General features: G+C 69.3%; 24 protein-coding genes. 12 read left to right on the forward strand and 12 right to left on the reverse strand.

The window, feature by feature from the left end:
• Positions 1–57 precede the first annotated feature (57 nt).
• From JHL17_RS00955 to JHL17_RS00965, 3 genes are all read right to left on the reverse strand, one after another.
• Positions 58–1,353, reverse strand: a complete 1,296-nt coding sequence (locus JHL17_RS00955; protein ID WP_200190180.1) for an O-acetylhomoserine aminocarboxypropyltransferase/cysteine synthase family protein — start codon at positions 1,351–1,353, stop codon at positions 58–60.
• A 37-nt stretch (positions 1,354–1,390) separates the two neighbouring features.
• Positions 1,391–2,452 (reverse strand): isopenicillin N synthase family dioxygenase, encoded by a 1,062-nt coding sequence (locus JHL17_RS00960; RefSeq protein WP_345773726.1) that lies wholly within the window; start codon positions 2,450–2,452, stop codon positions 1,391–1,393.
• 87 nt (positions 2,453–2,539) lie between these two features.
• Entirely contained in the window at positions 2,540–2,731 is a 192-nt protein-coding gene (locus JHL17_RS00965) for a hypothetical protein (RefSeq protein ID WP_200190182.1), read from the reverse strand.
• 372 nt (positions 2,732–3,103) lie between these two features.
• Here JHL17_RS00965 and JHL17_RS00970 point away from each other — a divergent pair, with 372 nt between their 5' ends.
• Genes JHL17_RS00970 through JHL17_RS00980 form a run of 3 tightly spaced genes read left to right on the forward strand, consistent with a single transcriptional unit; the run spans position 3,104 to position 6,422 of the window.
• Positions 3,104–4,174, forward strand: coding sequence for an amino acid ABC transporter substrate-binding protein (locus tag JHL17_RS00970; protein ID WP_200190183.1), 1,071 nt, complete (start codon positions 3,104–3,106; stop codon positions 4,172–4,174).
• 8 nt (positions 4,175–4,182) lie between these two features.
• A complete protein-coding gene (locus JHL17_RS00975; RefSeq protein WP_345773727.1) occupies positions 4,183–5,352 on the forward strand; it encodes an amino acid ABC transporter permease in 1,170 nt (389 codons plus the stop codon).
• Positions 5,349–6,422, forward strand: a complete 1,074-nt coding sequence (locus JHL17_RS00980) for an amino acid ABC transporter permease (RefSeq protein WP_200190185.1) — start codon at positions 5,349–5,351, stop codon at positions 6,420–6,422. Before JHL17_RS00975 ends, JHL17_RS00980 begins: the two co-directional genes overlap by 4 nt.
• A 42-nt stretch (positions 6,423–6,464) precedes the next feature.
• Here JHL17_RS00980 and JHL17_RS00985 read toward each other — a convergent pair whose 3' ends face one another.
• From JHL17_RS00985 to JHL17_RS37830, 4 genes are all read right to left on the reverse strand, one after another.
• Complete coding sequence (locus JHL17_RS00985) at positions 6,465–7,682, reverse strand: acyl-CoA dehydrogenase family protein (protein WP_200190186.1); 1,218 nt, start codon at positions 7,680–7,682, stop codon at positions 6,465–6,467.
• Positions 7,679–8,809: an FMNH2-dependent alkanesulfonate monooxygenase gene (gene ssuD, locus JHL17_RS00990; RefSeq protein WP_200190187.1), complete on the reverse strand. Its 1,131-nt coding sequence runs from the start codon at positions 8,807–8,809 to the stop codon at positions 7,679–7,681. The genes JHL17_RS00985 and ssuD overlap by 4 nt, the downstream gene beginning before the upstream one ends.
• Before the next feature lie 15 nt (positions 8,810–8,824).
• On the reverse strand, positions 8,825–9,682 hold the full coding sequence (locus JHL17_RS00995; protein ID WP_200190188.1) for an amidohydrolase family protein: 858 nt from the start codon (positions 9,680–9,682) through the stop codon (positions 8,825–8,827).
• 173 nt (positions 9,683–9,855) lie between these two features.
• Complete coding sequence (locus tag JHL17_RS37830) at positions 9,856–11,691, reverse strand: sigma-54-dependent Fis family transcriptional regulator (RefSeq protein WP_345773728.1); 1,836 nt, start codon at positions 11,689–11,691, stop codon at positions 9,856–9,858.
• A gap of 83 nt (positions 11,692–11,774) precedes the next feature.
• Between JHL17_RS37830 and JHL17_RS01005 the strand changes: the two genes are divergently transcribed.
• A complete protein-coding gene (locus tag JHL17_RS01005) occupies positions 11,775–12,896 on the forward strand; it encodes an ISAs1 family transposase (protein ID WP_200190189.1) in 1,122 nt (373 codons plus the stop codon).
• On the opposite strand, the gene JHL17_RS37555 is transcribed toward JHL17_RS01005, so the two are convergent.
• Positions 12,873–13,265 carry a sigma 54-interacting transcriptional regulator gene (locus tag JHL17_RS37555; protein WP_282189263.1) on the reverse strand — a complete coding sequence of 131 codons (393 nt, stop codon included), beginning with the start codon at positions 13,263–13,265 and terminating at the stop codon, positions 12,873–12,875. The two genes, JHL17_RS01005 and JHL17_RS37555, sit on opposite strands and share 24 nt — an antisense overlap.
• A gap of 294 nt (positions 13,266–13,559) precedes the next feature.
• Between JHL17_RS37555 and msuE the strand changes: the two genes are divergently transcribed.
• From msuE to JHL17_RS01050, 8 genes are all read left to right on the forward strand, one after another.
• Positions 13,560–14,132 (forward strand): FMN reductase, encoded by a 573-nt coding sequence (gene msuE / locus JHL17_RS01015; protein ID WP_200190190.1) that lies wholly within the window; start codon positions 13,560–13,562, stop codon positions 14,130–14,132.
• 27 nt (positions 14,133–14,159) lie between these two features.
• A complete protein-coding gene (sfnG, locus tag JHL17_RS01020; RefSeq protein WP_200190191.1) occupies positions 14,160–15,269 on the forward strand; it encodes a dimethylsulfone monooxygenase SfnG in 1,110 nt (369 codons plus the stop codon).
• Positions 15,270–15,332: 63 nt separating this feature from the next.
• Positions 15,333–16,172, forward strand: a complete 840-nt coding sequence (locus JHL17_RS01025; RefSeq protein ID WP_200190192.1) for an ABC transporter ATP-binding protein — start codon at positions 15,333–15,335, stop codon at positions 16,170–16,172.
• Positions 16,173–16,175: 3 nt separating this feature from the next.
• Positions 16,176–17,063: a branched-chain amino acid ABC transporter permease gene (locus JHL17_RS01030; protein ID WP_085557567.1), complete on the forward strand. Its 888-nt coding sequence runs from the start codon at positions 16,176–16,178 to the stop codon at positions 17,061–17,063.
• A gap of 3 nt (positions 17,064–17,066) precedes the next feature.
• Positions 17,067–18,122 (forward strand): branched-chain amino acid ABC transporter permease, encoded by a 1,056-nt coding sequence (locus JHL17_RS01035; protein WP_200190193.1) that lies wholly within the window; start codon positions 17,067–17,069, stop codon positions 18,120–18,122.
• 73 nt (positions 18,123–18,195) lie between these two features.
• Entirely contained in the window at positions 18,196–19,545 is a 1,350-nt protein-coding gene (locus JHL17_RS01040; protein ID WP_200190194.1) for an ABC transporter substrate-binding protein, read from the forward strand.
• Positions 19,546–19,566: 21 nt separating this feature from the next.
• Complete coding sequence (locus tag JHL17_RS01045) at positions 19,567–20,346, forward strand: ABC transporter ATP-binding protein (protein ID WP_200190195.1); 780 nt, start codon at positions 19,567–19,569, stop codon at positions 20,344–20,346.
• A 38-nt stretch (positions 20,347–20,384) separates the two neighbouring features.
• Entirely contained in the window at positions 20,385–21,647 is a 1,263-nt protein-coding gene (locus tag JHL17_RS01050; RefSeq protein ID WP_200190196.1) for an SfnB family sulfur acquisition oxidoreductase, read from the forward strand.
• Between the two features lie 49 nt (positions 21,648–21,696).
• On the opposite strand, the gene JHL17_RS01055 is transcribed toward JHL17_RS01050, so the two are convergent.
• From JHL17_RS01055 to JHL17_RS01070, 4 genes are read right to left on the reverse strand one after another with little or no spacing between them, the layout of a single operon-like run.
• On the reverse strand, positions 21,697–23,091 hold the full coding sequence (locus JHL17_RS01055) for an MmgE/PrpD family protein (RefSeq protein WP_200190197.1): 1,395 nt from the start codon (positions 23,089–23,091) through the stop codon (positions 21,697–21,699).
• 42 nt (positions 23,092–23,133) lie between these two features.
• Positions 23,134–23,916 carry an amino acid ABC transporter ATP-binding protein gene (locus tag JHL17_RS01060; protein ID WP_211113262.1) on the reverse strand — a complete coding sequence of 261 codons (783 nt, stop codon included), beginning with the start codon at positions 23,914–23,916 and terminating at the stop codon, positions 23,134–23,136.
• Positions 23,913–24,593, reverse strand: a complete 681-nt coding sequence (locus tag JHL17_RS01065) for an amino acid ABC transporter permease (RefSeq protein WP_247893235.1) — start codon at positions 24,591–24,593, stop codon at positions 23,913–23,915. The genes JHL17_RS01060 and JHL17_RS01065 overlap by 4 nt, the downstream gene beginning before the upstream one ends.
• 2 nt (positions 24,594–24,595) lie before the next feature.
• Positions 24,596–25,267, reverse strand: coding sequence for an amino acid ABC transporter permease (locus tag JHL17_RS01070; RefSeq protein ID WP_200190198.1), 672 nt, complete (start codon positions 25,265–25,267; stop codon positions 24,596–24,598).
• Positions 25,268–25,308: the final 41 nt, after the last annotated feature.

The raw sequence follows: 25,308 nt of genomic DNA on the forward strand, positions 1-25,308 counted from the left end.
GGGCCGCGAGAGACCGCTACCGCTGGGCAATGGGCAATACGCGATGGGCAGCGGGCCTTACGCCTCGGCCAGCGCCTGCTCCAGGTCGGCGATGATGTCGTCGGGATGCTCGATGCCGACCGACAGGCGGACATAGCCGGGGGTGACACCGGTGGCAAGCTGGTCTTCCGGCGACAGCTGGGAGTGAGTCGTGGTGGCGGGATGGATCGCCAGCGACCGGGCATCGCCGATGTTGGCGACGTGGTAGAACAGCTTCAGCGCATCGATGAAGCGCCGCCCCGCCTCCGCCCCGCCTGCCAGTTCGAAGCCGACCAGCCCGCCATAGCCGCCCTTCAGGTAGGTGTCGGCGCGCCGCCGCGCCTCGCCCTCCTGCAGGCCGGGGAAGATGACCGACGTCACCTTGGCATGCGTCTTCAGATAATTCGCGACGATGCCGGCGTTCGCGTTGTGCTGGCGGATGCGCAGCGGCAGCGTCTCCAGCCCCTGGATCAGCTGGAAGGCCGACTGCGGGCTGAGCGCGGCGCCGATGTCGCGCAGCAGGGTGACGCGGGCACGCAGCGCATAGGCGATGGGGCCGAGCGGCTTGGCCGCCTCCGTCCAGATCGCACCGTGATAGCTGGGGTCGGGCTGGGTCAGCAGCGGGAAGCGGGCGGCATGCGCCTCCCACGGGAAGGTGCCGCCGTCGATCAGCACGCCGCCGATGGTGGTGCCGTGGCCGCCGATGTATTTGGTCGCCGAATAGATCGTCACCGCCGCGCCATGGTCGAAGGGCCGCACGGTCAGCGGTGCCGCGGTGTTGTCGACGATCAGCGGCACACCCAGTTCCAGGCCGATGTCGGCGACCTCGCGGATCGGGAAGACGTTCAGCTTCGGGTTCGGCAGCGTCTCCGCATAATAGGCGCGGGTGCGGTCGTCGGTGGCGCGGCGGAAATTCTCCGGGTCGGCCGGATCGACGAAGCGCGCCTCGATGCCGATCTGCTTCAGCGTGTTGGCGAACAGGTTCCAGGTTCCGCCATAAAGGTCGGTGGAGGTGACGATGTTGTCGCCGGCCTGCGCCAGATTCAGCACCGAATAGAAGGACGCCGCCTGTCCGGACGCGACCGCCACCGCCGCCGCACCGCCTTCCAGCACGGCGAGCCGCTGTTCCAGAACCTCGACCGTCGGGTTGGTGACGCGGGTGTAGATGTGGCCCAGCTCCTGAAGCGCGAAGAGGCGCTCGGCATGGGCGGTGTCCTGGAACTGATAGGAGGTCGTCTGGTGGATCGGCACGGCGACGGAGCCGGTGACGGGATCGGCGCGGAAGGCGCCGCCATGGACGGCCAGGGTTTCAAAGTGCGGCTTGCGGTCGGTCATCGGCAGGACTCCTTCTTATTCCTTGAGAGTTCGGCGGTCAGGCGGAGGTGCCGACCAGATCGGTGTAATGGCGGCTGGCCACGTCGGGGTGGGAGCGCAGGCGGCTCTTCAGCGTGTTCTCCCCGACCGAGCTGTAGAGCGGGTTCAGCGGGTCGCGCTCGGGACCGCGCGCTTCAGCGGCGAGATCGTCCGGCAGCGGCAGCACCGGCACCCGGACATCTAGGCCGGCGCCCAGGAAGAAGGCGGTCGACAGCCGGTCCACCCCCGCCGGCGGCGTCACCACCCGGTGCACCGCGGCGCGGAAATAGCCGTCCGTCGCCAGTTCCAGCAATTCGCCGGCATTGACGACGAAGGTGTTGGGGACCGGCGGCACATCGGCCCAGCCCCCGTCGGTTTCGATCTGCAAACCGCTCTGGCGGTGCTGGAGAACCAGCGTCAGCAGGCCGCTGTCCTTGTGCGGCCCGACGCCCTGCCCCTCCGCATCGTCGGCAGGGGCATCGGCGGCGGGAACCGCGTCATGGCCCGGATAGCGGATCAGCTTGACGAGCTGGGTCGGCTGGTCGGTCAGGATCGGATCGAAGGCATCCTCCGGCAGGCGCAGGGCCACCGCCACCGTCGACAGGATGCGCCGCGACACCGCGGTCAGCTGGTCCTGTAGGCGCAGCACCGCCGGGCGCAGCTCCGGCAGGGCCTCCGGCCACTGGTTGGGACCCTGCAAACGGACCCAGGGCGGCTGGTCCGGGCCTTGGGGCAAGGCCGGCCGTTCCGCACCGACGTCCAGCTGCTCGCGCCAGTCGGCCAGACCACGCGTGCGCTCCCAGCCGGCGCGGGTATAGCCGCGGAAATGGGGCGAGTTGACCATCTCGATGGACAGCTTGTCCTGCTCCGGCAGGGCGAAGAAGCCGCGCGAAAGGTCGAAGACGGAGTCGATGAAGGCCGGATCGACCCCGTGGCCGGTCACATAGAAGGCGCCGAAGCGGCGGATCGCCGCCCGCAGCTCCGACAGGAACAGCGCACGGTCCGCCGCAGCGCCATCGAGGCGGGCGAGATCCAGAAACGGCAGCGGCGGCCGCTCGGCCGAAGAGGGAAGCGCGGTCACAGGACTCTCCTTTGCGGACATGCATTCGGGAACGCCCGCTTGCGTGCGGCGACATGTGAAATCGGATTTTGCGGAGGCCGGCGCCGCTCAGTCGGTGCGGCTGCGCGCCTTCAGCCAGGTGCCGCGCATCTGCGCCCAGAGCCGGCCGACCGGCGCATCAGGCGTCAGCCCGTCAGTCACGGCACACATCCCCATGGCCTCCGGAAGCGGGATCCAGACCATGGTCTGGTCGGACGCTGCGGAGGCGGTAACCCGGCGGGCCGTCTGGGGATTGGCCATGATCGCGTTCCAGTACAATGACTTGGGAGGTTGGGGCTCGGGGTTTGGCACGACCGCCGGGGTCACGGAGCCCCGGGCGGCATCGCTGTTTCACAGCCGATCATTACGCGGAAGACTCTTATTGTCTATCATAATTGTGGATTTATGGGCCGGGAAAATTCTATATGAACACTTAAAAATTGTTGATTGATAAATTTTCACGAAACCGTTGACAGGCCAATTTCCCTATCTGCTAATTAGGGAATAAGCACTGCCCCTTCGCGGCTGCCCTGCAAACCGCCGGTCCACGACCGGAGCCGGCCTGTCGGGCGTCTTTTCGATGCGGTGCTCCGCTGCTTTCACAAAACAACAAACTCATTGCGGGAAACCACCATGCGCACGTCTTCGCAGGCTCCGTCGCGTCCATCCTCCCGAAGCGGCCTGTCGCCGCGCGTCCTGATCGCCGGCGCCCTCAGCCTCGCCATCGGCCTCGCCCTGACCGGCGCCGCCAAGGCCGGCCCGACGCTGGACGCGATCAAGGCGCGCGGCAGCATCAAGGTCGGCGTCGGCACCCAGCCGGGCTTCTTCTCCCCCGACAGCAACGGCCGCTGGCAGGGCTTCTTCGTCGATTTCGGACGGGCTTTGTCCATCGCCGTGTTCAACGACCCGGACAAGGTGCAGTTCGTCGCCTCCTCGCCGCAGCAGCGCCTGCCGTCCCTGCAATCGGGCGAGTTCGACATCCTGCTCTCCGGCGTGACCCAGACCTTCACCCGCGCCACCAAGCTGGGCTTCCATTTCGGCCCGGTGGTCTTCTATGACGGCCAGGGCCTGCTGGTGCCGAAGAAGCTGGGGGTGACCAAGGGCAAGGATCTGAACGGCGCCACCGTCTGCGTCCAGACCGGCACCACCGGCGAGCTGAACATCACCGACTTCTTCCGGCAGAACAAGATCGCCTTCAAGCCGGTGGTGATCGAGGAAACCGCCGAGAACCAGAAGGCCTTCGCCAGCGGCCGCTGCGACGTGCTGACCCAGGATTCATCCGATCTGGCGATCACCCGCACCCAGCTGCCCAAGCCCGACGATTACGTCCTGCTGCCCGAACGCATCTCGAAGGAGCCGCTGGCCCCGGCCATCCGCTATGGCGACGACCAGTGGCTGGAGATCGTCAACTGGGCGGTCTACGCCACCATCCAGGCGGAGGAGCTGGGCATCACCCAGGCCAACATCGACAGCTTCCTGACCAGCACCGACCCGACGATCCGCCGGTTCCTGGGCGTCGATCCCAGCCTGGGCGAGGCGGCAAAGCTCGACCCGAAATTCGCCTACACCATCGTCAAGACCGTGGGCAATTACGGCGAGATCTTCGACCGCAACGTCGGGCCGGGGACCAAGGTCGGGCTGGACCGGGGCTTCAACAAGCTGTGGACCCAGGGCGGCCTGCTCTACGCCCCGCCCTTCCGGTGAGCAGTCCCGTGCCGCCCGGCGCCCTGCGCTCCGGTCCGGTCGCCGCGGTCGCCCTCTGGTGGGGTGGCCGCAGCGGCCTTCAGGCGGCGATCCTGGCGCTCGTGCTGCTGGGCGGCTTCCTGCTCGGCTCCAACACGCTGGCGAACATGGAGCGCTTCGGCATCACGCCGGGCTTCGCCTTCCTCGGCCGCCCGGCGGGCTTCGAGATCGGCGAGGCGCTGCTCGACTACCGGCCGCAGGACAGCTACGCGCTGGCCCTGCTGGTCGGGCTGCTGAACACCGTCAAGGTCGCGCTGGCCGGCTGCCTGATCGCCACCGTCCTGGGCGTTCTGCTGGGGGTGGCGCGGCTGTCCGGCAACGCGCTGCTGTCCGGGCTGGTGCAGGGCTATGTCGAGCTGGTCCGCAGCACGCCGCTGCTGCTGCAACTCTTCTTCTGGAGCGCCACCTTCCAGGCGCTGCCCTCGCCGCGCCAGGCGCTGAACCCGTTGCCGGGTGTCTTCCTGTGCAACCGCGGCATCCAGCTGCCGGCCTTCGCCGATGGGCGGGCGGGCGGATGGCTGCTCGCGGCCATCGCGCTGGCGCTGGCGCTCGCCCTTGCCGGGACCGTTCTGCGCCGGCGCCTCGGGCGGCGGGATGCGCTGTCCGGAGTGTCGGTCGCGGCGGCCGCATGCGGCCTGCCCGTCGCGCTGCTGCTGGCGTCGGGCGCGCCGTTGCAGGTCGAGGTTCCTGAACTGGCCGGCTTCAATTTCAGCGGCGGGACGACGGTGTCGCCGGAATTCTCCGCCCTGTTGGTCGGGCTGGTCGTCAACGCCGCGGCGATGATCGCGGAGATCGTGCGCAGCGGCATCCAGGCGGTGCCGGCCGGACAGTGGGAGGCCGCCCGCGCGCTGGGCCTGCCGCGCCGCCGGATCATGCGGCTGGTGGTCCTGCCCCAGGCCATGCGGGTGATCGTGCCGCTGCTGACCTCCAGCTATCTCAACCTGACCAAGAATTCGAGCCTCGCCGTCGCGATCGGCTTCCCGGATCTGGTCAGCGTCATCAACACCAGCGCCAACCAGACGGGGCAGGTGCTGGAAACCATGGCGATCATGATGGGCGCCTATCTGACGGTGAATCTCGCGGTCTCGGCGGCGATGAACCTGTACAACCGCCGGCTGGCGGCGAGGGGCGCGCGATGACCGACGGCATTCTGCAAAGCGCCCCGCCCCTTTCCCCGCCACAGCCGCGCTGGCAGCGCCTGTGGATCGGCCTGTTCGGCACGCCGCTGAACGCCGCGGTGACGCTCGGTTGCCTCGCCCTTCTCGGCTGGGCCGTGCCGCCGCTGCTGCGCTGGACCCTGCTGGATGCCGTGTGGGTTGGTCCCGCCGACCGCTGCGCCGACGCGGCCGGCGCCTGCTGGGCCTTCATCGGCGAGAAGCTGCGCTACATCCTGTTCGGCTTCTACGACCAGGACCGGCAGTGGCGCCCGGCGGCGGCCGGCGCCATCCTGCTGGCGCTGGCCGGGCTCAGCGGCATGCCGCTGTTCTGGCGGCGGGCGACGCTGTGGCTCTGGCTTTTCGGGCTGGCCGCCGCGCTGGTGCTGCTGACCGGCGGTCCAGCCGGGCCGGCGGTGCCGACCGAGCGCTGGAGCGGCCTGCCGGTCAGCCTGCTGCTCGCCGTCGTCGGGCTGGTGGGCGCCTTCCCGCTGGCGGTGCTGCTGGCGCTCGCCCGGCGCAGCTCCATGGGCGGGGTGCGGACGCTGGCCGTCCTGTTCATCGAGGTGACGCGCGGCGTGCCGCTGATCGCGGTGCTCTATGTCGCGACCCTGCTGCTGCCGCTGATGCTGCCGGCCGGCGCCGCCATCGACAAGCTGCTGCGGGCGCAGATCGCGATCATCCTGTTCGTCTCCGCCTATCTGGCCGAGATCGTCCGCGCCGGCCTCCAGTCCATCCCGGCGGGCCAGTATGAAGCCGCCCAGGCGCTGGGGCTCGGCTACTGGCAATCGATGCGGCTGGTGATCCTGCCGCAGGCGCTCAGGACGGTGATCCCCTCCATCGTCACGTTGGCGATCGGCCTGTTCCAGGACACCACGCTGATCATCGTCATCGGCCTGTTCGACCTGCTGAACACCGCGCGCACCGCCGCCAAGGATCCGGCCTGGCTGGGCTTCTACGACGAGGCGTTCTGCTTCGCGGCGCTGATCTACCTGACGGTCTGCGTGATCGCGTCGCGCTACAGCCTGTGGCTGGAGCGCCGGCTGCGGCGGTGAGGCCCGCCCTGGAAATTGTATGGCGGGCCGCAGCCGGCCGGATCAGGAATAGAAGCCCGGTTCCGGCAGCGCGCCGGTCAGGGCATGGACGCCCAGCTCCTTCAGCTTGTAGTCCAGCGGGTCATGCAGGGAATGGGTGCGGACATTGCGCCAGAAGCGGTCGAAGCCATAGCGCCCGGCGGCCCCCCGCGCGCCCGTGATGTCGAACAGCCGGCCGGCGGCATCCAGACCGGCACGGGCGGCGGCGAGCTTGAAGGTGGCGACGGCGAGCGAGGTCTCGCCGCGCTCCTGGCTCCCCAGCGACCGCCCGCGCTCCCACGCCCGTTGCAGCCGGTCGAGCGCCAGCCCGCCCAGCGCGTCGGCCGCGGCGACGGCCAGCTGCGCTTCGCCGAAATGATGCAGCAGATAGGGGTCCTCGGCGGCGCTGGCCACGCCCGACGCCCGCCAGGGCCGCCCTTCCGTCAGGGTAAAGCCGCGCGCCGCCGCCAGCGCCCCTTCGGCGATGCCGAGATAGAGGCTGGCCAGGATCGACTGGGCGATGCAGGGACGCAGGCTGGAGGCGACGTCGCCGAATGGCCCCGGCGGTCCCAGTATGTCGGCGGCCGACACCGCCACATCGGTGAAGGTGACGGTGCCGCTGTCGGTCTGGCGCTGGCCGATGGCGTCCCAATCGTCCAGCACGGCGATGCCGGCACGGTCGGTCGGCAGCACCATCACCCGCAACACACCGTCCGGCCCGTCCGCCGACACCAGCAGCAGATCGGAATCACTGGCGCCGGAGCAGAAGCTCTTGGTGCCGTTCAGGCTCCAGCTCTGCGGCTCCTCCCCGTCCTCCGCCAGTTCCCCGGCCGCCTCCCTGGCCGGCGTCAGATGGGTGCGGCGGTCGAGCGGGTTCAGCGCATTGCCCCAGAACAGGCCGCGCCGCGCCGTGGCGGTCAGCAGCCCCGCCCGCTGGGTCGGGTTGCCATAGAGCAGGATCGAGGCGACCATCAGGTGATGGAAGGCGAACAGGTGGGCCAGCGAGGAATCGACCTGCGCCAGCTCCCGCACCGCCCCCAGGATGGCCGGCCAGCCTTCCCCCTGACCGCCATAGGCCGCCGGGATCGCCAGGGTCAGCAGGCCGGAGCGGCGGATGGCGTCGCGTTCCGCCTTGGCGGTGCCGCCGGCCCGGTCGCGGGCGACGGCGGTCTCATCCAACAGGCTCTTGAGGTCGGCCAATGCCCCGCGCAGGGCCGGGCTGGACAGCGGAACGAGGCTCATGAGGCACTCCTGGCCGGCTGAAGGTCGCCGAAGGGGCTGACGAAGGCGACGTCCGGCGCCGCTTGGGCGGCTAGCGGCGGGGCCGTCACCGGCAGCAGCGGGAACAGCAGGTCGGCGACGCGGTGCGCCTCCTCCAGATGCGGGTAGCCGGACAGGATGAAGCTGTCGATGCCGAGGTCGCGGTATTCCAGCAGCCGGTCCGCCACCTGCCGAGGGTTGCCGACCAGCGCGGTTCCGGCCCCGCCGCGCACCAGCCCGACGCCGGCCCACAAATTCGGCGCCACCACCAGATTCTTGCGGGAGGCAAGCTCGGTCATCCGGCGCTGGCCCTCGGATTCGAAGCGGCGGAAGGCGCCGTGCGCGGCCTCGACGGCGCTGCGGTCGATCTTGCTGATGAGATTTTCGGCGGCGGCCCAGGCCTCGGCCTCGGTCTCGCGCACGATGATGTTGACGCGCAGGCCATAGGACAGGGTGCGGCCATGGGCCGCCGCCCGCGCCCGCACGTCCGCGATCTTGGCAGCCACCGCGTCGGGTGGCTCGGCCCAGGTCAGGTAAGTGTCGAAATGCTCCGCCACCGCGGCATGGCCGGCGGGCGACGAGCCGCCGAAGAACAGCGGCGGATGGGGCCGCTGCACCGGCCGCAGCGGCACGGCGGCGCCCTTCACCGTCACATGGCTGCCGGCGAAATCGACGGTCTCGCCGGCCAGAACCCGCTTCCACACCGTGAAGAACTCGGCCGCCTGGGCATAGCGGGCGTCATGGTCGAGGAAGACGCCGTCGCCCGCCAGCTCCGCCGCGTCGCCGCCGGCCACCACATTCAGATAGAAGCGCCCGCCCGACAGCCGGTCCAGCCCGGCGGCGAGCCGCGCCGCGAAGGTCGGCGTCATCGAGGACGGCCGGGTCGCGACCAGGAAGCGCAGCCGCTCCGTCGCCGCGATCAGCGCGGCCGAGACGATGTAGGGCTCCTCGCAGGCCTTGCCGCAGGGGACCAGCACGCCGTGGTAGCCGCGCCGGTCGGCGGCCTGGGCGATCTCCGTCAGATAGGCCAGGGTGGCGGGCCGGCTGTCGACCTGGCTGCCCAGATAGGGGCCGTCGCCATGCACCGGCAGGAACCAGAAAATGTCCATGGGTCGGGTCTCCGCTCAGAGGTCGAGCGCCAGCAGGCGCCGGGCGTTGTCGAACAGCAGCCCGTCGAGCACCGCCCCGTCGAAGCCGAGCTTCAGGAAATCCTCCACCGTCTGCTTCATCGGGCGGAACGGGTAGGAACTGCCGAACAGCAGCTGGTCGCGCAGGAAGCCGTTGGCCGCCTCGACATAGAGGCGGCTGCCGGGCAGGAAGAGGTACATGTCCGGCACAATGTGGACGTTGGGATGGCGGAAGGCGATGCCGACGATCTCCGCCACATGCGGCCAGAAGCCGTGATGGATGACGATGTTCAGGGTCGGGAACGAACGGGCGATGCGGCCGACCGGAGCCGGATCGTTGAAGCGCGGGTCCGGCGTGGTCGGGCCGGTCATCAGGAAGACCGGCACCTTCAGCTGGTCGCAGGCGTCATAGACCGGCAGCAGCGACGGATCGTCGAAGGCAATCGCCGGATCGAGGAAGCCCGGCTCCAGATTGATCCCCTTCAGCCCCAGCGCGGTGACGGCTCGGCCCACCTCCGCCACCGCGGCGGCGGTGCCCTGGCGCTGCGGATCGACGGAGCCGACGCCGATCAGCTCAGGCCGGCCGGCGACCAGCTCCTGCACCCGGTCGTTGGAGGTGCTGACGCCGGGGGTGTCGCGGCCGATGATGGCGGCGGCGGTGATGCCGGCCTCGCGCACATCGGCGAGATAGCCGTCCAGCGTGTGGGAGCGGGTGAAATGGGCATCGTCGCCACGGGTGCCGACACGCCGGTTCAGCCATCTGGCCGTCTCGAAGCCGGGGGTGCCGGGGGTCGCCCCGTAGAAATCATGCAGGAAGGCGGGGCGGCTGCGCAGGTCGATGATCTTGCGGGACACGGTTGCGGTCTCCGGTTGCAGGGTCTGCCGACTAAGCGCAACAACGGTGCCAAACCGGTTTTTCCTTTCTTTCCAGATGGTTGGTGAAGCCCCTCCCCGGCGGTGGCGCTGCAATTGCAACAGCTGCCGCCGGGGAATTGCTGCATGGGCAGCGCAGTTTCACAGACGGCCCGCTAGGCCCAGTTCCCCGACCACACCGCTTCGCGCACCGAGATGCTGGATTTCAGCAGGCCGGAGGCGTGGAAGCTGTCGGCCACCGCCTGCTGGCGCCGCACCGCCCGGTCGTCCAGCGGCTTGGCGCCGTAGGTCAGCCGGCTGAAGGCCAGTTCCAGCGCCGGGGCGTCGATGCCGAGGTCGCGCGTCATGCTGCGCGCCGCCTCCGCCGCGTGGAGGGCGGCGTATTCGCCGGCCTTGCCCACCTCGTCCAGCAGGATGGCGACGGCTTCCGGATTGCGGTCGGCGAAGCTCTGGTTGGCGAGGTAGAACTGGTGGTTCGGCACCAGCCCGCTGCCGTCGGTCAGCACCCGTGTGTCGTCGCGGATCTGGGCCGAGGAGAGCAGCGGATCCCAGATCGCCCAGGCGTCGACCATCTCGTCGAGCAGCGCCTCCAGCGCCGCCGCCGGCTGCATGTGGACGATGCGCACGTCGTCCAGCGTCAGCCCATAGGCCTGCAAGGCCCGCAGCAGGAAGTAATGGACGTTCGATCCCGTATGGAGCGCCACCGTGCGCCCGCGCAGGTCGGCGGTGCTGCGGAACGGGCTGTCATGGCGGACCAGCAGCGCCTCGGCATTGGGGGCCGGCGGGTCGTAGCCGACATAGACCAGCGGCACGCCGGCCGCCTGGGCGAAGACCGGCGGCGCCTCCCCGGTCGCGACGAACTCCACGTCCTTGCTGCCGAGCGCGTCCATCATCTGCGGGCCGGACACGAACTCGCTCCAGGTCACGCGGTAGCCATGGGCGGCCAACCGCCGCTCCACCGCGCCGCGCATCTTCAGGATGCTGGAGGTTCCGAATTTCTGATAGCCGATCGGCAGATCCACGAGGTTCGCCGGCCGGGGAGCCGGATGGGGAGCCGGATGGGGGGAAGACGGTTTGGAAAGCCGCTCCTCGCCCTGATCGGGTCCGCCGGGGCGGCGGCGTGGCGCGATGGCGCCGAGATGGGCCAGCTGGGTGCGGAAGGCGTTGCGGGTCATGCCCAGGCTTTCCGCCGCCCGCATCTGGTTGCCGTCGGCCAGGTCGAAGGCGCTGCGCACCGCGGTGCGGACCAGCCGCTCATACAGGTCGGCTTCGCCGTCGGCGATGGCGCGAGCGACCAGCGCCTTCACCGCTCCCTCAAGGTCGCAGGGCAGCGGCTCCGCCACACTGGACACCCGACCCTGCCCCTCGCAGCGCAGGCGGACGTCGTCCGCGCCGATCTCCGGACCGGGCGCCAGCAGCACCGCGTTGTGCAGCACATTCTCCAGCTGGCGGATGTTGCCCGGCCAGGGGCACTGGGCCAGCCGGCGCAGCGCCTCCGCGCTCAGCGACAGCTCCGGCCGGCCGAGCCGCTCCTTGTGGAGGTCGAGGAAATGCCGGGCCAGCGGCGGGATGTCGCCCGGCCGCTCGCGCAGCGGCGCCAGCCGCACCGAGGCGACGTTCAGGCGGAAATACAGATCCTCGCGGAAGCGCCTGGCCTCCACCGCCGCCTCCAGATCGACATTGGTGGCGGCGATGACGCGGACGTCGATGGGAATGGGCTTGCGCGAGCCGACACGCACCACCTCGCGCTCCTGCAGCACGCGCAGCAGCTTGACCTGAAGGGCGGGCGGCAGGTCGCCGATCTCGTCCAGCAGCAGCGTGCCGCCATGGGCGGCCTCGAACCAGCCGGCCTGGGTCTTCAGCGCGCCGGTGAAGGCCCCCTTTTCGAAGCCGAACAGTTCAGCCTCGGCCAGCGTGTCGCTGAAGGCGCCGCAATTCACGGCGACGAACGGGCCGTCGGCCCGGCGGCTGCGGCTGTGGATATAGCGCACGGGAATCGCATTTGGAAAAGAGGAGTAGCGGCGTTCGGTGAAATGGATTCTGTATATCGGCCCATATTGTGGGAGCTGGGTCGATGTCCGGTCTGTTTCGCGTTTCCTTTCAGGGGCTTCCCGATCCTCGGACGGGCAACGCCCGTCGGCACGACTTTCTGGAAGTGCTGACGATCGCTCTGACGGCGTCGATTTGTGGTGCGGAAAGCTGCGTGGACTTCGCGCTGTTCGCCCGCGACCGGCGGGTGCTGTTCGAAGAATTCCTGGAGTTGGCGGGTGGTTTGCCCAGCCACGACACCTTTTCGCGTATCTTCCGCCTGCTGGACCCTGCGGCGTTTTCCCGCTGCTTCGAGCAATTTCTCGGCCATCTGGGGGAAGACGGTGCCGGGGTTCTGGCAATCGACGGCAAGACGCTGCGCCGCTCCTTCGACCGCGCCGCCGGTCGTTCGGCGCTGCATGTCGTCACCGCCTTCGCCTCCGGTGCCCGTATGGTGGTGGGGCAGCGGGCGGTGGCGGCGGGCGAGAATGAGATTACCGCAGCGCGGGCGCTGCTGGAACTGTTCGACCTCAAAGGCGTGCTGGTCACCGGCGACGCCTTGCATTGCCAGGGGGAGACTGCCCGTCTCATCCAAGAGCGAGGCGGCGACTGGCTGTTCCCGCTCAAGGACAACCGGCCGACGCTGCGGGCCGAGGTGGAGCGCTACTTCACTGATCCGGCGACGGTGCTGGGAGACGCCCACGTCACCACCGACGCCGATCACGGCCGGGTCGAGGTGCGCCGCCATTGGACCAGCCCGGAGGTGGCGTGGCTGGCTTCCGACCGCCGCTTTCCCGACGAGGCGCACTTGCCGGGTTTGGCGACCTTGGGTCTGATCGAACGCACCGTCATCGGTGCGGATCAACGCACGACCACCACCCGCACCCTGTATCTCTCCTCTGCCCAGTTGGACCCCAAGGCTCTGGCCCGGGCTGTGCGCAGCCACTGGAGAATCGAGGCCGCCGTCCATTGGGTCCTCGACACCAGCTTCGACGAGGATCGCGCCCGCAACCGTAAGGACCACGGACCGGAAAATCTCGCTGTCTTGCGCAAGCTTGCTCTTAACGTCGTTCGAGCCGCCAAAAACAAAGACTCAATCCGAGCCAGGCGAAAGCGCGCAGCATGGTCCGACGAATACGCTCGATCAATCCTCGGCCAAATGCGATAGCCGTGGGATATAGCGTGAGACCAGTTCCTTGCCGGTGCCGGTTTCGCCTATGATCAGCACGGTGGCGTCGCTGGGCGCCAGCCGGTCGAGATCGGCCTGGAGCCGTTGCGACTGCGGATCCTCGAACACCATCGCGGTGGCGCGGATCTTCGGCTTGCGGGCGCGGCTGGCCGGGTCGAAGGCGACGATGCGGCGCTGTTCGTAACCGGCGGCGTCGATGCCCGGTCCGCAACTCCCGTCCTGGCCCACGACGACGGAGGGCAAGGCGGCGGCGTCGAACCGGCAGGAGGACAGGCCGGGTCCCGGACGGGGAGCGGCGTCGAAGGCTGTCGCGGCGGGCCAGCGGTCACTGGGCGGGATCCTGGTCATGGCGGCACCTGCTTCCTGAGGCGGGCATCGTCGGGTCACCCCGAACATTCCCCAGTGTATCAATATGGAAATAGATTCAATATTACAAACTACTCATGTGGTATTTCAGAACTTCTGATGCTTTTTACATGATTCCTGCTGCATGTGCAGCAGCGGCGGCGTGACGGCTGCTGCCTTTGAAGCGGGCCATCGTTGCCCGCCACATGACTTCTCGAATATTTTCAACAGCTTACCGGCTTGGCACACAGCTTGCCCCTATGGCTCCGGACATTCCCGCACTGGAGCTTGTGTAAAATGGGCAAGATCAAGGTCGTCACCGTTTCCGGCAATCTGGGCGCCCGGTCCCGCACCCGTGCCCTGATCGATGCCGTGGTGCAGGGGGTGGAGGCACGGGCTTCCATCCATCGCACCGACATCGTGATCGGCGAACTGGCGCCGGAGCTGGGATCGCTGACCGACCCGAAGGCGATCCCGCCGCGCGTGGCGGACGCGCTGGCCGCCATCACCGGCGCCGACCTGCTGGTCGTCGGCACGCCCGTCTACAAGGGCTCCTACACCGGGCTGTTCAAGCATCTGATCGACTTCATCGACCCCAACGCCTTGGGCGGCGTGCCGGTGGTGCTGACCGCGACCGGCGGCAGCCCGCGCCACGCCCTGGTGATCGAACACCAGTTGCGCCCGCTGTTCGGCTTCTTCCTGGCCCACACGGTGCCGACCGGAATCTTCGCCCAGGACGGCGACTTCACCGACTACCGCCTGACCAGCCCGGAGATCGCCGCCCGCGCCGCCCGCGCCGCCGACGAGGCGGTGCGCATCGCCGCGCTGGGCCGGCTGGCCGCTCCCGCCGATTCCCTGGCCGCCGCCTGATCCCCCTTCTCTCCCGGAGACCTCGCCATGACCGCCACCACGACCGACCGCAACGACGCCGTGAAGTTCGCCTATTGGGTTCCGAACGTGTCCGGCGGCCTCGTCATCAGCAAGATCGAACAGCGCACAAGCTGGGACATCGACTACAACCGCAAGCTGGCGCAGATCGCCGAGCAGGCCGGGTTCGAGTATGCCCTGACGCAGATCCGCTTCACCGCCGGCTATGGCGCCGACAACCAGCATGAATCGGTCGCCTTCTCCCATGCGCTGCTGGGGGCGACCGAAAAGCTGAACGTGATCGCCGCGGTGCTGCCCGGCCCCTGGCATCCGGTGGTGCTGGCAAAGCAGGTCGCCACCATCAGCCACATCACCAAGGGCCGCATCGCCGTCAACATCGTCAGCGGCTGGTTCCGCGGCGAGTTCCAGGCGATCGGCGAGCCGTGGCTGGACCATGACGAGCGCTACCGCCGGTCGGAGGAGTTCATCCGCGTCATCCGCGGCGTCTGGTCGGAGGACGATTTCTCTTTCAACGGCGCCCATTACCGCTTCGAGAACTACACGCTGAAGCCGAAGCCGCTGGCGCCGCTGCCGGAGATCTTCCAGGGCGGCAGCTCGCGCGCCGCCCGCGACATGGCGGCCCGCGTGTCCGACTGGTACTTCACCAACGGCAACACGCCGGACGGCATCAGGGCGCAGATCGATGACATCCGCGCCAAGGAGGCCGGCACCGGCCACCGCGCCAAGATCGGCGTCAACGCCTTCGCCATCGTCCGCGAGACCGAGGAGGAGGCCCGCGCCGTCCTGAGCGAGATCCTGGAGAAGGCCGATCCCGACGCGGTGAAGGGTTTCCACCACGAGGTCCAGAATGCCGGCAACGCCTCGCCGGAGCGCGAGGGCAACTGGGCCAAATCCACCTTCGAGGATCTCGTCCAGTACAATGACGGCTTCAAGACCAACCTGATCGGCACGCCGCGCCAGGTGGCGGAGCGCATCGTCGCGCTGAAAGCCATCGGCGTCGATCTGGTCCTGCTCGGCTTCCTGCATTTCCAGGAGGAGGTCGAGTATTTCGGCCGACACGTCGTCCCGCTGGTCCGCGAGCTGGAAGCGGCCAGGGAGCGGGAAGCCGTCGCCGCCTGATCCGATCCTCGCGGGGGGAGGTGTCGCCTCCCCCCTTCCGAAGCCTTTCAACGGAGCGCGCCGATGCCGGCCGTCCTTTCCGAACCCGTTGTCCCGCCCGCGAACGGGAACGTTCCGTCCGCCCTGGCGGTCGAGGCGCTGTCGCTGTCCTTCGGCGGCGTCACCGCGCTGAGCGACATCTCCTTCGCCGTGGCGCCGGGGGAAATCCGGGCGGTCATCGGCCCGAACGGCGCCGGCAAAAGCTCGCTGCTCAACGTCGTCAGCGGGCTGTACCGGCCCGATAGCGGCCGGGTCTGGCTCGGCGGGCACAGCTTCGCCGCCGTGCCGACCGACCGGCTGGCGACCCTCGGCGTGTCCCGCACCTTCCAGAATCTGGCGCTGTTCAAGGGGCTGTCGGTGCTGGACAACGTCGCCGCCGGCCTGTCGCACCGGCTGCGCGCCGGGGTGCTGGCCCAGGTCATCGGCCTGCCGGCCGCCCGGCGGGAACGGGCGGAGGCCCAGGCCAAGGCGGAAGAGCTGCTGGCCTTCCTGCATCTCGACGATGTCCGCGACCGCCCGGCCGGCACCCTGCCCTACGGGACCCAGAAGCGGGTCGAGCTTGCCCGCGCTTTGGTATCGCGGCCCCGCCTGCTGCTGCTGGACGAGCCGATGGCCGGCATGACCCTGACCGAGAAGCGGGATCTCAGCGGCCACATCCGCGCCGCCCGCGACGATCTCGGCGCCACCATCGTGCTGATCGAACATGACATCGGCGTGGTGATGGGGCTGTCCGACCGCATCGCCGTGCTGGATTACGGCCGGCTGATTGCCGACGGCACGCCGGACGACATCCGCAACGACCCGGTGGTGATCGACGCTTATCTCGGCGTCGCCCACGACCTCGAAGCCGGAGAGGGCATCTGAGCCATGGAGTGGCAATTCTTCACCGAGGTGCTGGTCGGCGGCCTGCTGTCGGGGGTGATGTATTCCCTGGTCGCCATCGGCTTCGTCCTGATCTACAAGACCTCCGGCGTGCTGAACTTCGCCCAGGGCGCGCTGCTGCTGTTCGCGGCGCTGACCTTCGTCAGCCTGGCGGAGCGCGGCCTGCCGGTCTGGGCGGCGATCCTGCTGACGCTGGCGGCGATGACGCTCATCGGCGCGCTGATCGAGCGCACGGTGCTGCGCCCGCTGGTCAACCAGCCGCCGATCACCCTGTTCATGGCGACGCTCGGCGTCTCCTACGTCATCGAGGGGGCGGCACAGCTGCTGTGGGGCACCCAGGTGCATGGGCTGGATCTGGGCATCGACGATCTGCCGCTGGAGATCGGCGGCGTGCTGATCAGCAGTTTCGACCTGTTCGCCGCGGCGGTGGCCGGGGCGATGGTGGCGGCGCTGACCCTGTTCTTCCGCTACACCCGCATCGGTCTCGGCTTCCGCGCCGTCGCCGACGACCAGCTCGCCGCGCTGGCGGTGGGGCTGAGTCTCGACCGCATCTGGACCGCGGTGTGGACCGCCGCCGGGGTGGTTGCGCTGGTCGCCGGGCTGCTGTGGGGGGCACGGCTGGGCGTGCAGTTCTCGCTGTCGCTGGTGGTACTGAAGGCGCTGCCGGTCCTCGTCCTGGGAGGGTTCGATTCCATCGCCGGAGCCATCGTCGGCGGCCTGATCGTCGGCGCGGTGGAGAAGTTGGCGGAGGTCTATGTCGGACCGTTCGTCGGCGGCGGCATCGAGGGGTGGATCGCCTATGTCGCCGCCCTCGGCTTCCTCTTGATCCGCCCCTCTGGCCTGTTCGGCGCCAAGCCGGTGGAAAGGGTCTGAGCCATGACCGATCTCGCGCTTGAGAAGACCGCAACCGGCACGGTGCGCCGCCTCTCTCCCGCCCCGTTCGGCATCGGCGTCCTGCTGATCGTCGCCTACGGCGTCCCGCCGCTGGTCGCCAGCGAGTATCTGTTCGACGCCATCCTGACGCCCTTCCTGGCGCTGGCGCTCGCCGGGCTGGGGCTGAACATCCTGACCGGTTATGCCGGGCAGGTGTCGCTGGGATCGTCGGCCTTCATGGCGGTGGGGGCCTATGCCGCCTACAATCTGGCGCTCCGCCTGCCGGGGCTGCCCTTCCTGCTGGACATCCTGCTGGCCGGTCTGGTCGCCGCCGCGGTCGGGCTGCTGTTCGGCCTGCCCAGCCTGCGGCTGCGCGGCTTCTACCTCGCCGTCTCGACGCTGGCCGCCCAGTTCTTCGTGCAGTGGGTGTTCAACAAGGTCGGCTGGTTTTCCAACGACAGCCCGTCCGGCATCGTCACCGTGCCGCCGCTGTCGGTCGCCGGCCTGCCGCTCGACAGCTCCGCCGGCCGCTACCTGTTCGCGCTCGGCGTGGTGACGGCGGTGACGCTGGCGGTGTGGCGGCTGGTGGAAAGCCCGACCGGCCGCGCGCTCGTCGCCCTGCGCGACCACGAGACGGCGGCGCGGGTGATCGGCATCCCGGTGCTGCGGGTCAAGCTGCTGGCCTTCGCCGTCTCCTCCTTCATCATCGGGGTGGCCGGCGTGCTGTGGGCCTTCGCCTATCTGCGCACGGTGGAGCCGGCCGGCTTCAACCTCGACCGCTCCTTTCAAATCCTGTTCATCGTCATCATCGGCGGGCTGGCCTCGCTGCGCGGAGCCTTCCTGGGGGCGGCGCTGATCGTCGTCTTCCCGCTGCTGCTGGCCCGGCTGGGCGAGGCGCTGCTGGGCGGGCTGTTCGACAGCGGCGTGCTGGAGATGAGCCAGCGCATCGTGCTTGGCCTGCTGATCATAACCTTCCTGATCGCCGAGCCGGCAGGCCTGACCGCCCTGCTCGACCGGGCCTGGAACCGGATCTGCGGACGCTTCCGCCGGGCCGGCTGAGCAGCCCTTCCGAAAAAATCCGGGGCATCCCGCCCCTTTTCAAAAACCAGCAATCCCAACGGAGACACACCAGATGTCGCGTCCGAACACCCGCCCCTTGTCCTTGAAGACTTTGTCCCTGAAGACCGCCCTGCTCGGCGCCGCCGCCCTGCTGCCCGCTGCCGCGCAGGCGGACGAGCAGTATTTCCCGCTGCAAAGCTACCGCGTCGGTCCCTATGCCGCCGGCGGCACCGGCTTCTTCGGCGGCTTCATCGATTATCTGACGCTGGTCAACAATCGGGACGGCGGCGTCAACGGCGTCAAGCTGACCTGGGACGAGTGCGAAACCCAGTACGAGGTCGAACGCGGCGTCGAATGCTACAAGCGGCAGAAGAACCGCCCCGGCGTCGCCGCCTGGAATCCGCTGTCGGTCGGCATCGCCTATGCCATGATCGACGATGTCGGCCGCGACAAGGTTCCGCTGATCACCGTCAACCACGGGCGCACCGACAGCACCGACGGCCGCGTCTTCAAATACGTCTTCCCGCTGCTGCTGAACCCCTACAGCGAAAGCTCGGGCATCGTGAACTACATCGGCGCGCGGGAAGGCGGGCTGGAAAAGCTGAAGGGCAAGAAGATCGTGGTGCTCTACCACGGCTCGCCCTACGGCAAGGAGACCATCCCGATCTACCAGCTGCTGGCCGAGAAATACGGCTTCTCGGTGGAGCAGGTCGAGGTGCCGCATCCCGGCAACGAGCAGCAGTCGCAATGGCTGTCGATCCGCCGGACCAAGCCCGACTACGTCGTCCTGCGCGGCTGGGGCGTGATGAACCCGGTGGCGCTGAAGACGGCGCAGAAGGTCGGTTTCCCCGCCGACCGCATCATCGGCAACGTCTGGTCCAACTCCGAGGAGGACGTGATCCCGGCCGGCGACGCCGCCAAGGGCTACACCGCCATCACCACCCAGGCGTCGGGTGCGGACTATCCGGTGCTGCAGGAGATCGCGAAGACGGTCTACGGCGCCGGCAAGGGCAATCTCGACGACAAGAAGCGGATCGGCAGCGTCTATCACAATCTCGGGATCGTGAACGGTATCCTGAATGTCGAGGCGGTGCGCATCGCCCAGGACAAGTTCGGCAAGCGCACCCTGACCGGCGACGAGGTGCGCTGGGGCTTCGAGCATCTGCGTTTGGACCCCAAGCGGGTCGAGGCGCTGGGCGCCAAGGGCCTGTTCCATTCCATCAACGTCAGCGTCGCCAACCACGAGGGCGAGGGGCGCGTCACCTTCCAGCAGTGGGACGGCGCCAAATGGAAGGTGGTATCCGACTGGATCGCCCCGGACTGGGCGCTGCTGCGCCCGATCATCGAGAAATCGTCGCTGGCCTACGCCGCCGAGCACGGCATCCAGGTCCGCGACCCCGCAGCCGAAGACGCCAGCAACTGAGCCCGCAGGAGGTCCGCCGCCATGGCGATTCACGAGGTGCTGCTGTCGCTGGACGGGGTCGAGGCGACCTACAACCACGCCATCCGCGCGCTGTCAGGCGTCAGCCTGAGCGTGCGGACGGGAGAGATCGTCGCCCTGCTCGGCGCCAACGGGGCCGGCAAGACCACCGCCCTGAAGGCGCTGTCCGGCCTGCTGCCGGCGGAGCGCGGCCAGATCGCCGCCGGCACCATCGTCCATGACGGCGAGGACGTCACCCGCCGCAGCCCGGCTGAGCTGGTGCGCGCCGGGCTGGTGCAGGTGCTGGAGGGGCGGCACTGCTTCCGCTCCCTGACCGTCGAGGACAACCTCGTCGTCGGCGGTCAGGTTCGCGGCCTGGGCCGCGCTGCCCTGCGGTCGGAGCTGGAGCGCATCTACGCCCTGTTCCCCCGCCTGCGCGACCGGCACGGGACGCCCGCCGGCCTGACCTCCGGCGGGGAACAGCAGATGGCGGCGATCGGCCGGGCGCTGATGGCGCGGCCCCGGCTGCTGGTGCTGGACGAACCGTCGATGGGGCTGGCCCCGCTGGTGGTCGAGAACATCTTCGCCGCGCTGAAGCGCCTGAACCGCGAAGAGGGGCTGTCGATCCTGGTGGCCGAACAGAACTCCACCGTCGCCCTGCGCCATGCCGACCGCGCCAGCGTGCTGGAGACCGGCCGCACCGTGCTGGACGGTCCCGCCGCCGACCTGCGCGACCGCGACGACATCAAGGCCTTCTACCTCGGCTTCGGCGTCGCCGCCACCAACGCCCCTGCCGCCGCCTGACCGTACCAACCGCAAGAACCGACAAAGGATACGAGACGATGAGCACTGCCGTTCTCGATAGCACTGCCAAGACCGCCAACGCCACGACGCAGGGCGTGCCCGGCCTGCCCCGCCCCACCAAGCCCGCCCACGTCATCAGGGACGACGCCGAAGCCATCGCGGTGGCCGAGGCGCTGGCCCGCGAGGTCGCTGGCACCGCGTCGAAACGCGACCGCGAGCGCATCCTGCCGGTGGCGGAACTGGACGCCTTCTCGCAGAGCGGCCTGTGGTCGATCAACGTGCCGAAGGCCTTCGGCGGGCCGGAGGTCTCCTACGCGACGCTTGCCAGGGTGGTGCAGATCGTCGCGGCAGCGGATCCGTCGCTGTCGCAGATCTCGCAGAACCATCTGGGCGTGGTCGCCGCCATCCGCACCGTCTCGGACGAGGCGCAGCAGCGCCTGCTGTTCGGCGAGGTGCTGACGGGCGTCCGCTTCGGCAACGCCTTTTCCGAATTCGGCACCAAGCGCGCCGCCGACTTCGCCACGAGCTTCACCGACGAAGGCGACCATGTGCTGGTGACGGGGCGCAAATTCTACTCCACCGGCGCCCTGCTCGCCCATCTGGTTCCCATCGTCGCGGTGGACGGTCAGGGCCGCGCCTGGTACGCCATCGCCGACCGCAACGCCCCCGGCCTGACGGTGATCGACGACTGGTCGGGCTTCGGCCAGCGCACCACCGCCAGCGGCACGGTGATCCTCGACAAGGTCAAGGTGCCGAAGACCCATCTGGTTCCCGGCTACAAGGGCTACGAGACGCCGACCGCCGACGGCGCCATCTTCCAGATCATCCAGGTCGCGGTCGACAACGGCATCGCCGAGGCGGCGATCCGCGACACGCTGGAGTTCGTGCGCAGCCGCAGCCGTCCCTGGGTCGACAGCGGGCAGGACCGCGCCTCGGACGATCCCTACACCATCCAGGCGGTCGGCCGCCTGACGCTGCGGCTGCACGCCGCCGAAGCCCTGCAGGAGAAGGCGGGCCTCGCGGTGGACGCCGCCGTCGCCGCCCCCGGCGCCGAAACGGTCGCCAAGGCCCAGCTCGCCGTGGCGGAGGCCAAGATCCTCAGCACCGAAATCGCGCTGGAAGCCAGCAGCACCCTGTTCGAGCTGGCCGGCACCCGCTCCGTCCTGGCCGAGCACAATTTCGACCGGCATTGGCGCAACGCCCGCACCCACACGCTGCACGACCCGGTGCGCTGGAAATACGCCATCCTCGGCAACCACGCCCTGAACGGCGTCAACCCGCCGCTCCATGCCTGGAGCTGAGCCGACGGAAGAGGATCGGTGCGGCGGCGGCCGGGGATGGTCCCGACGGTCAGGCCGCCGCCATATCCCGGAAGAGGCAGCGGGCGTCGCCGGCGGTTCCGATGCTCAGCACGGCGGCTTGCAGGCGGTCGACCGCCGGTTCGGCCAGCACCCGCGCCGCGTTGGCGCGGAACTTCGCGATCACCGCCGCATCGTCCATCGGACGTTCGCGGCAGCCGCGCGGATGGGACAGCCGCGGCCCCTCGAACCAGCGCCCGCGCGCCCGCACCCGCACCTGTCCGGCGGGCCGGCGCGTCTCCCCGCCCATCGCCCCGTCGATCTCCGGATCGACGGTCGCCGCCACACGGGCGGCCACTGCCGCGCGGTCGTCGTCGGCGAGGGCTCCGGCGGCATGCCAGTCCACCGGCGGCAGCCCCAGCGCGAGGCAGGCGAGACAGTAGGGCAGGCTGAACTGGGCATCGACCATGGTGGCGGGGGCCGCATCCATGAAGTCGCGGGCCAGACCGGCGGAGGTCAGAACCTCGATCCGCTCGATCTCGCCGGCCGCCAGCCCATGGGCGTCGCGCAGCGTCTCGAAGGATTCCAGCGCCGTGTGCATCCAGCGGCAGGCCGGATAGGGCTTGAAGCTGGCATTGCGCGCCCACCAGACCTCCCCCAGCCCATCGCAGAGGATGTCCGGATCGAAGCGGTCGGACCCGATCATCCGCCAGAACCCGGTCGGCCCGTCGAGCACGTCGGCGGCACCGACCAGCCCCGCCATGGCGTAGCGGACGGCGCGCAGGCCGGCCTCCGTGGCCGGGGCGTTGAAATCCTTGAAGGACACCAGCGGGCGGGCATCCCAATTGTAGCGCCGCAGGCTCGGCACCGGCGCCAGCGTGCCGGCGAAACCGAAGGCATTGGCGAGGTCGGCGCCGCCGAGCCCGAGAAGGCGGCCATGGACCGCCGCCGCCGCCAGAGACTGGTGCTGGCACACGCCATAGACCTGCCGGAACCGCTCCTGGCTCGGCTGGATCGACAGGATGATGCGGGCGTTGATCTCGTAGGCGGCGGCAAGCGCCGCCAGCAGCGTTGCGCCGTCGGCACCGGACATGGCCACGCCGCTCAGCGCGGCGGAGACCAGCGTCGCCCCCGGATGACCCATGCCCTTGCCGTCGACCTCGAAGCCGTCGTCATGGTCGAGCGCGTTCATCGCCGTGGAATTGACGAAGGCGGCTCCGGCCGGCGCGAGCGACACCCCCATGCCCGGCACCGGACAGGGACCGTCGGCACAGTCCGCCCGCACGGCGGCCAGCACGCGCCGGGTCAGATCGGTGTCCGCACCGGCGAGGCCGCAGCCGAGCGCATCGAGCAGATGCAGGGTGATCTTGGCGAGGAGGTCGGCGGGGATGTCCGCCACCTCCAGCCCCGCCGCGAAATCGGCCAGCCGCCGCGTCAGCGTGGTCATGGCGCGCGCGTCTGCGTAAAAGCGAGTTGCATGAGTGGACCGTCAGAACCGGAAAGCGGTGAAACGGTCGAGGAAGCGCCGCGTGCGCTCCTCGCGCGGGGACTTCAGCACCTGTTCGGGCGGGCCGTCCTCCAGGATGCGGCCCTCGTGCAGGAACAGGATGCGGGTGGCGAAGTGATAGGCGAAGCCAAGCTCATGCGTCACCAGCAGCATGGTCCGCCCGTCCTCCGACAGGTCGTTGATGACGCCGAGCACCTCCCCCACCAGTTCCGGGTCGAGCGACGAGGTCGGCTCGTCGAACAGCAGCACTTCGGGGTCCATCGCCAGGGCGCGGGCGATGGCGACGCGCTGCTGCTGGCCGCCGGACAGGCGGGCCGGATGGGCATCCGCCTTCCCGCCGAGGCCGACCCGCTCCAGATGCCGCTGCGCCGTGCGCCGCGCCTCGGCCCGCGAGCGGCCGAGCACCGACAGCGGCCCCTCCATCACATTCTCCAGCGCGGTCATGTGGGGGAACAGGTTGAACTGCTGGAACACCATGCCGACCCGCGCCCGCAGGCGGTTCAGCTCGGCCTCGCGATAGCGGGTGGCGCCGCCCGCCGCCGGCTTGCCCACCGCCTCGCCGTCGAGGATCAGGCGCCCCCTGGTCGGCATCTCCAGCACGTTCAGGCAGCGCAGAAGCGTGCTCTTGCCCGACCCGCTGGAACCGAGGATCGCGATGCGCTCGCCCCGGCGCACCGAAAGGTCGATGCCCTTCAGCACCTCGGTGGAGCCGAAGCTCTTGTGCAGATCCTCGACCTGCAACACGACGTCGCCGGCCACGGTCATGCCCGTCCCGCCGCGAAGCGCCGTTCCAGCGCGTAGGATGCCAGCGTGAAGGGGTAGATCAGCAGGAAATAGATCATGGCCACGACGGTGAAGGTTTCCATGGGGATGTAGTTCTGGCTGCTGAACAGCCTTGCGGTGTACATCAGCTCGTGCACGGTGATGATCGAGGCGACCGAGGTGTTCTTGGCGAGTTCGACCGCGCGGTTGGTGAAGGCCGGCACCATGCGCCGCACCGCCAGGGGCAGGATGATCCGGCGCAGCAGCCGAAGCCGCCCCATGCCGAGTGCCCGTCCCGCCTCCCACTGCCCGGCGGCAACCGACTGGATTCCGCCGCGGTAGATCTCGGCGCAATAGGCCGACGCGTTCAGGCTTAGGGCCAGCGCGGCGGCGGCGAAGGCCGGCAGCTGGATGCCGCTCAGCACCGGCAGCGCATAATAGAACCAGATGAGCTGCACCAGGACCGGGGTGTTGCGGAACAGCTCGACATAGCCGCGCGCCGGCCAGGCGATCCAGCGCCGCGGCGAGAGGCGGGCGAGACCGACGAGCAGGCCGCCGGACAGGCCGGCGGCGAGCGCCACCGCCCACAGTGCCAGCGTCAGGCCACAGGCTTCGAGAAACAGGTCGATGTTGGCGAAGACCTCGCCGAACTGAAGCTCCGGCATCGCAATCGTCGGCATCGTCATCGCGCTCCCGCCCGGCGGCCGCGCGCCTCCAGCCACTCGGCCAGCTGGCTGGCGGAGAACAGCACGACGAAGAACAGTCCGGCGACCACCGTATAGACCTCCAGCGGGCGGTAGGTCTGGGTCACGATCACCATGGCGCTGTAGATCGTCTCGTGGAAAGCCAGCGCTGCCGCCAGCGTCGTGGTCTTCACCAGCTCGAAGCTGCGTTCGACGAAGGGCGCCGCCATCCGGCGGGCGGCCTGGGGCAGGATGATCCGCCGCATCAGCCGCGCCCGCCCCATGCCGAGCGCCCGGCCGGCTTCCCACTGGCCGGTCTCGACCGACAGGATGCCGCCGCGGAACACTTCGGCGAAGAAGGCGGCGGACTGGACGCCCAGCGCCGCCAGGGCGGCGGCGAAAGGCGGCAACGTCAGCCCGAACGCCATCGGCAGGCCGTAGAAGAACCAGAAGAAATGCACCAGCGGCGGCGTGTTGCGATAGAATTCGGTAAAGGCCAGCGCCGGCCAGGACAGCGTCCGCCGGCCCGACAGGCGCATCGCCGCCAGCACGCCGCCGATCGCCACCCCCACCGCGATGCCGCAGACCGACAACAGCATCGTCTGCCCCAGCCCGGCCAGCAGGATGTCGGCATTGCGGGCGACGGCGAAGAAATCCCAGACATAGCCCATCAGGCGTTCCTGCGCTCCCGTTCCTGCGCTGCGAGACCGCC

This window comes from Azospirillum endophyticum, from assembly GCF_016595245.1.
Taxonomy (GTDB): domain Bacteria; phylum Pseudomonadota; class Alphaproteobacteria; order Azospirillales; family Azospirillaceae; genus Azospirillum; species Azospirillum endophyticum.

Bases quoted from the DNA above. Each gene is read 5' to 3' on its own strand.
- JHL17_RS01030 (WP_085557567.1), top strand. From the start codon at position 16,176: ATGGAGTGGCAATTCTTCACCGAGGTGCTGGTCGGCGGCCTGCTGTCG.
- JHL17_RS01050 (WP_200190196.1), top strand. From the start codon at position 20,385: ATGAGCACTGCCGTTCTCGATAGCACTGCCAAGACCGCCAACGCCACG.
- JHL17_RS01045 (WP_200190195.1), top strand. From the start codon at position 19,567: ATGGCGATTCACGAGGTGCTGCTGTCGCTGGACGGGGTCGAGGCGACC.
- JHL17_RS01060 (WP_211113262.1), bottom strand. From the start codon at position 23,916: ATGACCGTGGCCGGCGACGTCGTGTTGCAGGTCGAGGATCTGCACAAG.
- JHL17_RS37555 (WP_282189263.1), bottom strand. From the start codon at position 13,265: ATGACCAGGATCCCGCCCAGTGACCGCTGGCCCGCCGCGACAGCCTTC.
- JHL17_RS01065 (WP_247893235.1), bottom strand. From the start codon at position 24,593: ATGCCGACGATTGCGATGCCGGAGCTTCAGTTCGGCGAGGTCTTCGCC.
- JHL17_RS01040 (WP_200190194.1), top strand. From the start codon at position 18,196: ATGTCGCGTCCGAACACCCGCCCCTTGTCCTTGAAGACTTTGTCCCTG.
- JHL17_RS00955 (WP_200190180.1), bottom strand. From the start codon at position 1,353: ATGACCGACCGCAAGCCGCACTTTGAAACCCTGGCCGTCCATGGCGGC.
- msuE (WP_200190190.1), top strand. From the start codon at position 13,560: ATGGGCAAGATCAAGGTCGTCACCGTTTCCGGCAATCTGGGCGCCCGG.
- JHL17_RS01005 (WP_200190189.1), top strand. From the start codon at position 11,775: ATGTCCGGTCTGTTTCGCGTTTCCTTTCAGGGGCTTCCCGATCCTCGG.
- JHL17_RS01055 (WP_200190197.1), bottom strand. From the start codon at position 23,091: ATGACCACGCTGACGCGGCGGCTGGCCGATTTCGCGGCGGGGCTGGAG.
- JHL17_RS01070 (WP_200190198.1), bottom strand. From the start codon at position 25,267: ATGGGCTATGTCTGGGATTTCTTCGCCGTCGCCCGCAATGCCGACATC.
- JHL17_RS00985 (WP_200190186.1), bottom strand. From the start codon at position 7,682: ATGAGCCTCGTTCCGCTGTCCAGCCCGGCCCTGCGCGGGGCATTGGCC.
- sfnG (WP_200190191.1), top strand. From the start codon at position 14,160: ATGACCGCCACCACGACCGACCGCAACGACGCCGTGAAGTTCGCCTAT.
- JHL17_RS01035 (WP_200190193.1), top strand. From the start codon at position 17,067: ATGACCGATCTCGCGCTTGAGAAGACCGCAACCGGCACGGTGCGCCGC.
- JHL17_RS01025 (WP_200190192.1), top strand. From the start codon at position 15,333: ATGCCGGCCGTCCTTTCCGAACCCGTTGTCCCGCCCGCGAACGGGAAC.
- JHL17_RS00965 (WP_200190182.1), bottom strand. From the start codon at position 2,731: ATGGCCAATCCCCAGACGGCCCGCCGGGTTACCGCCTCCGCAGCGTCC.
- ssuD (WP_200190187.1), bottom strand. From the start codon at position 8,809: ATGGACATTTTCTGGTTCCTGCCGGTGCATGGCGACGGCCCCTATCTG.
- JHL17_RS00980 (WP_200190185.1), top strand. From the start codon at position 5,349: ATGACCGACGGCATTCTGCAAAGCGCCCCGCCCCTTTCCCCGCCACAG.
- JHL17_RS00970 (WP_200190183.1), top strand. From the start codon at position 3,104: ATGCGCACGTCTTCGCAGGCTCCGTCGCGTCCATCCTCCCGAAGCGGC.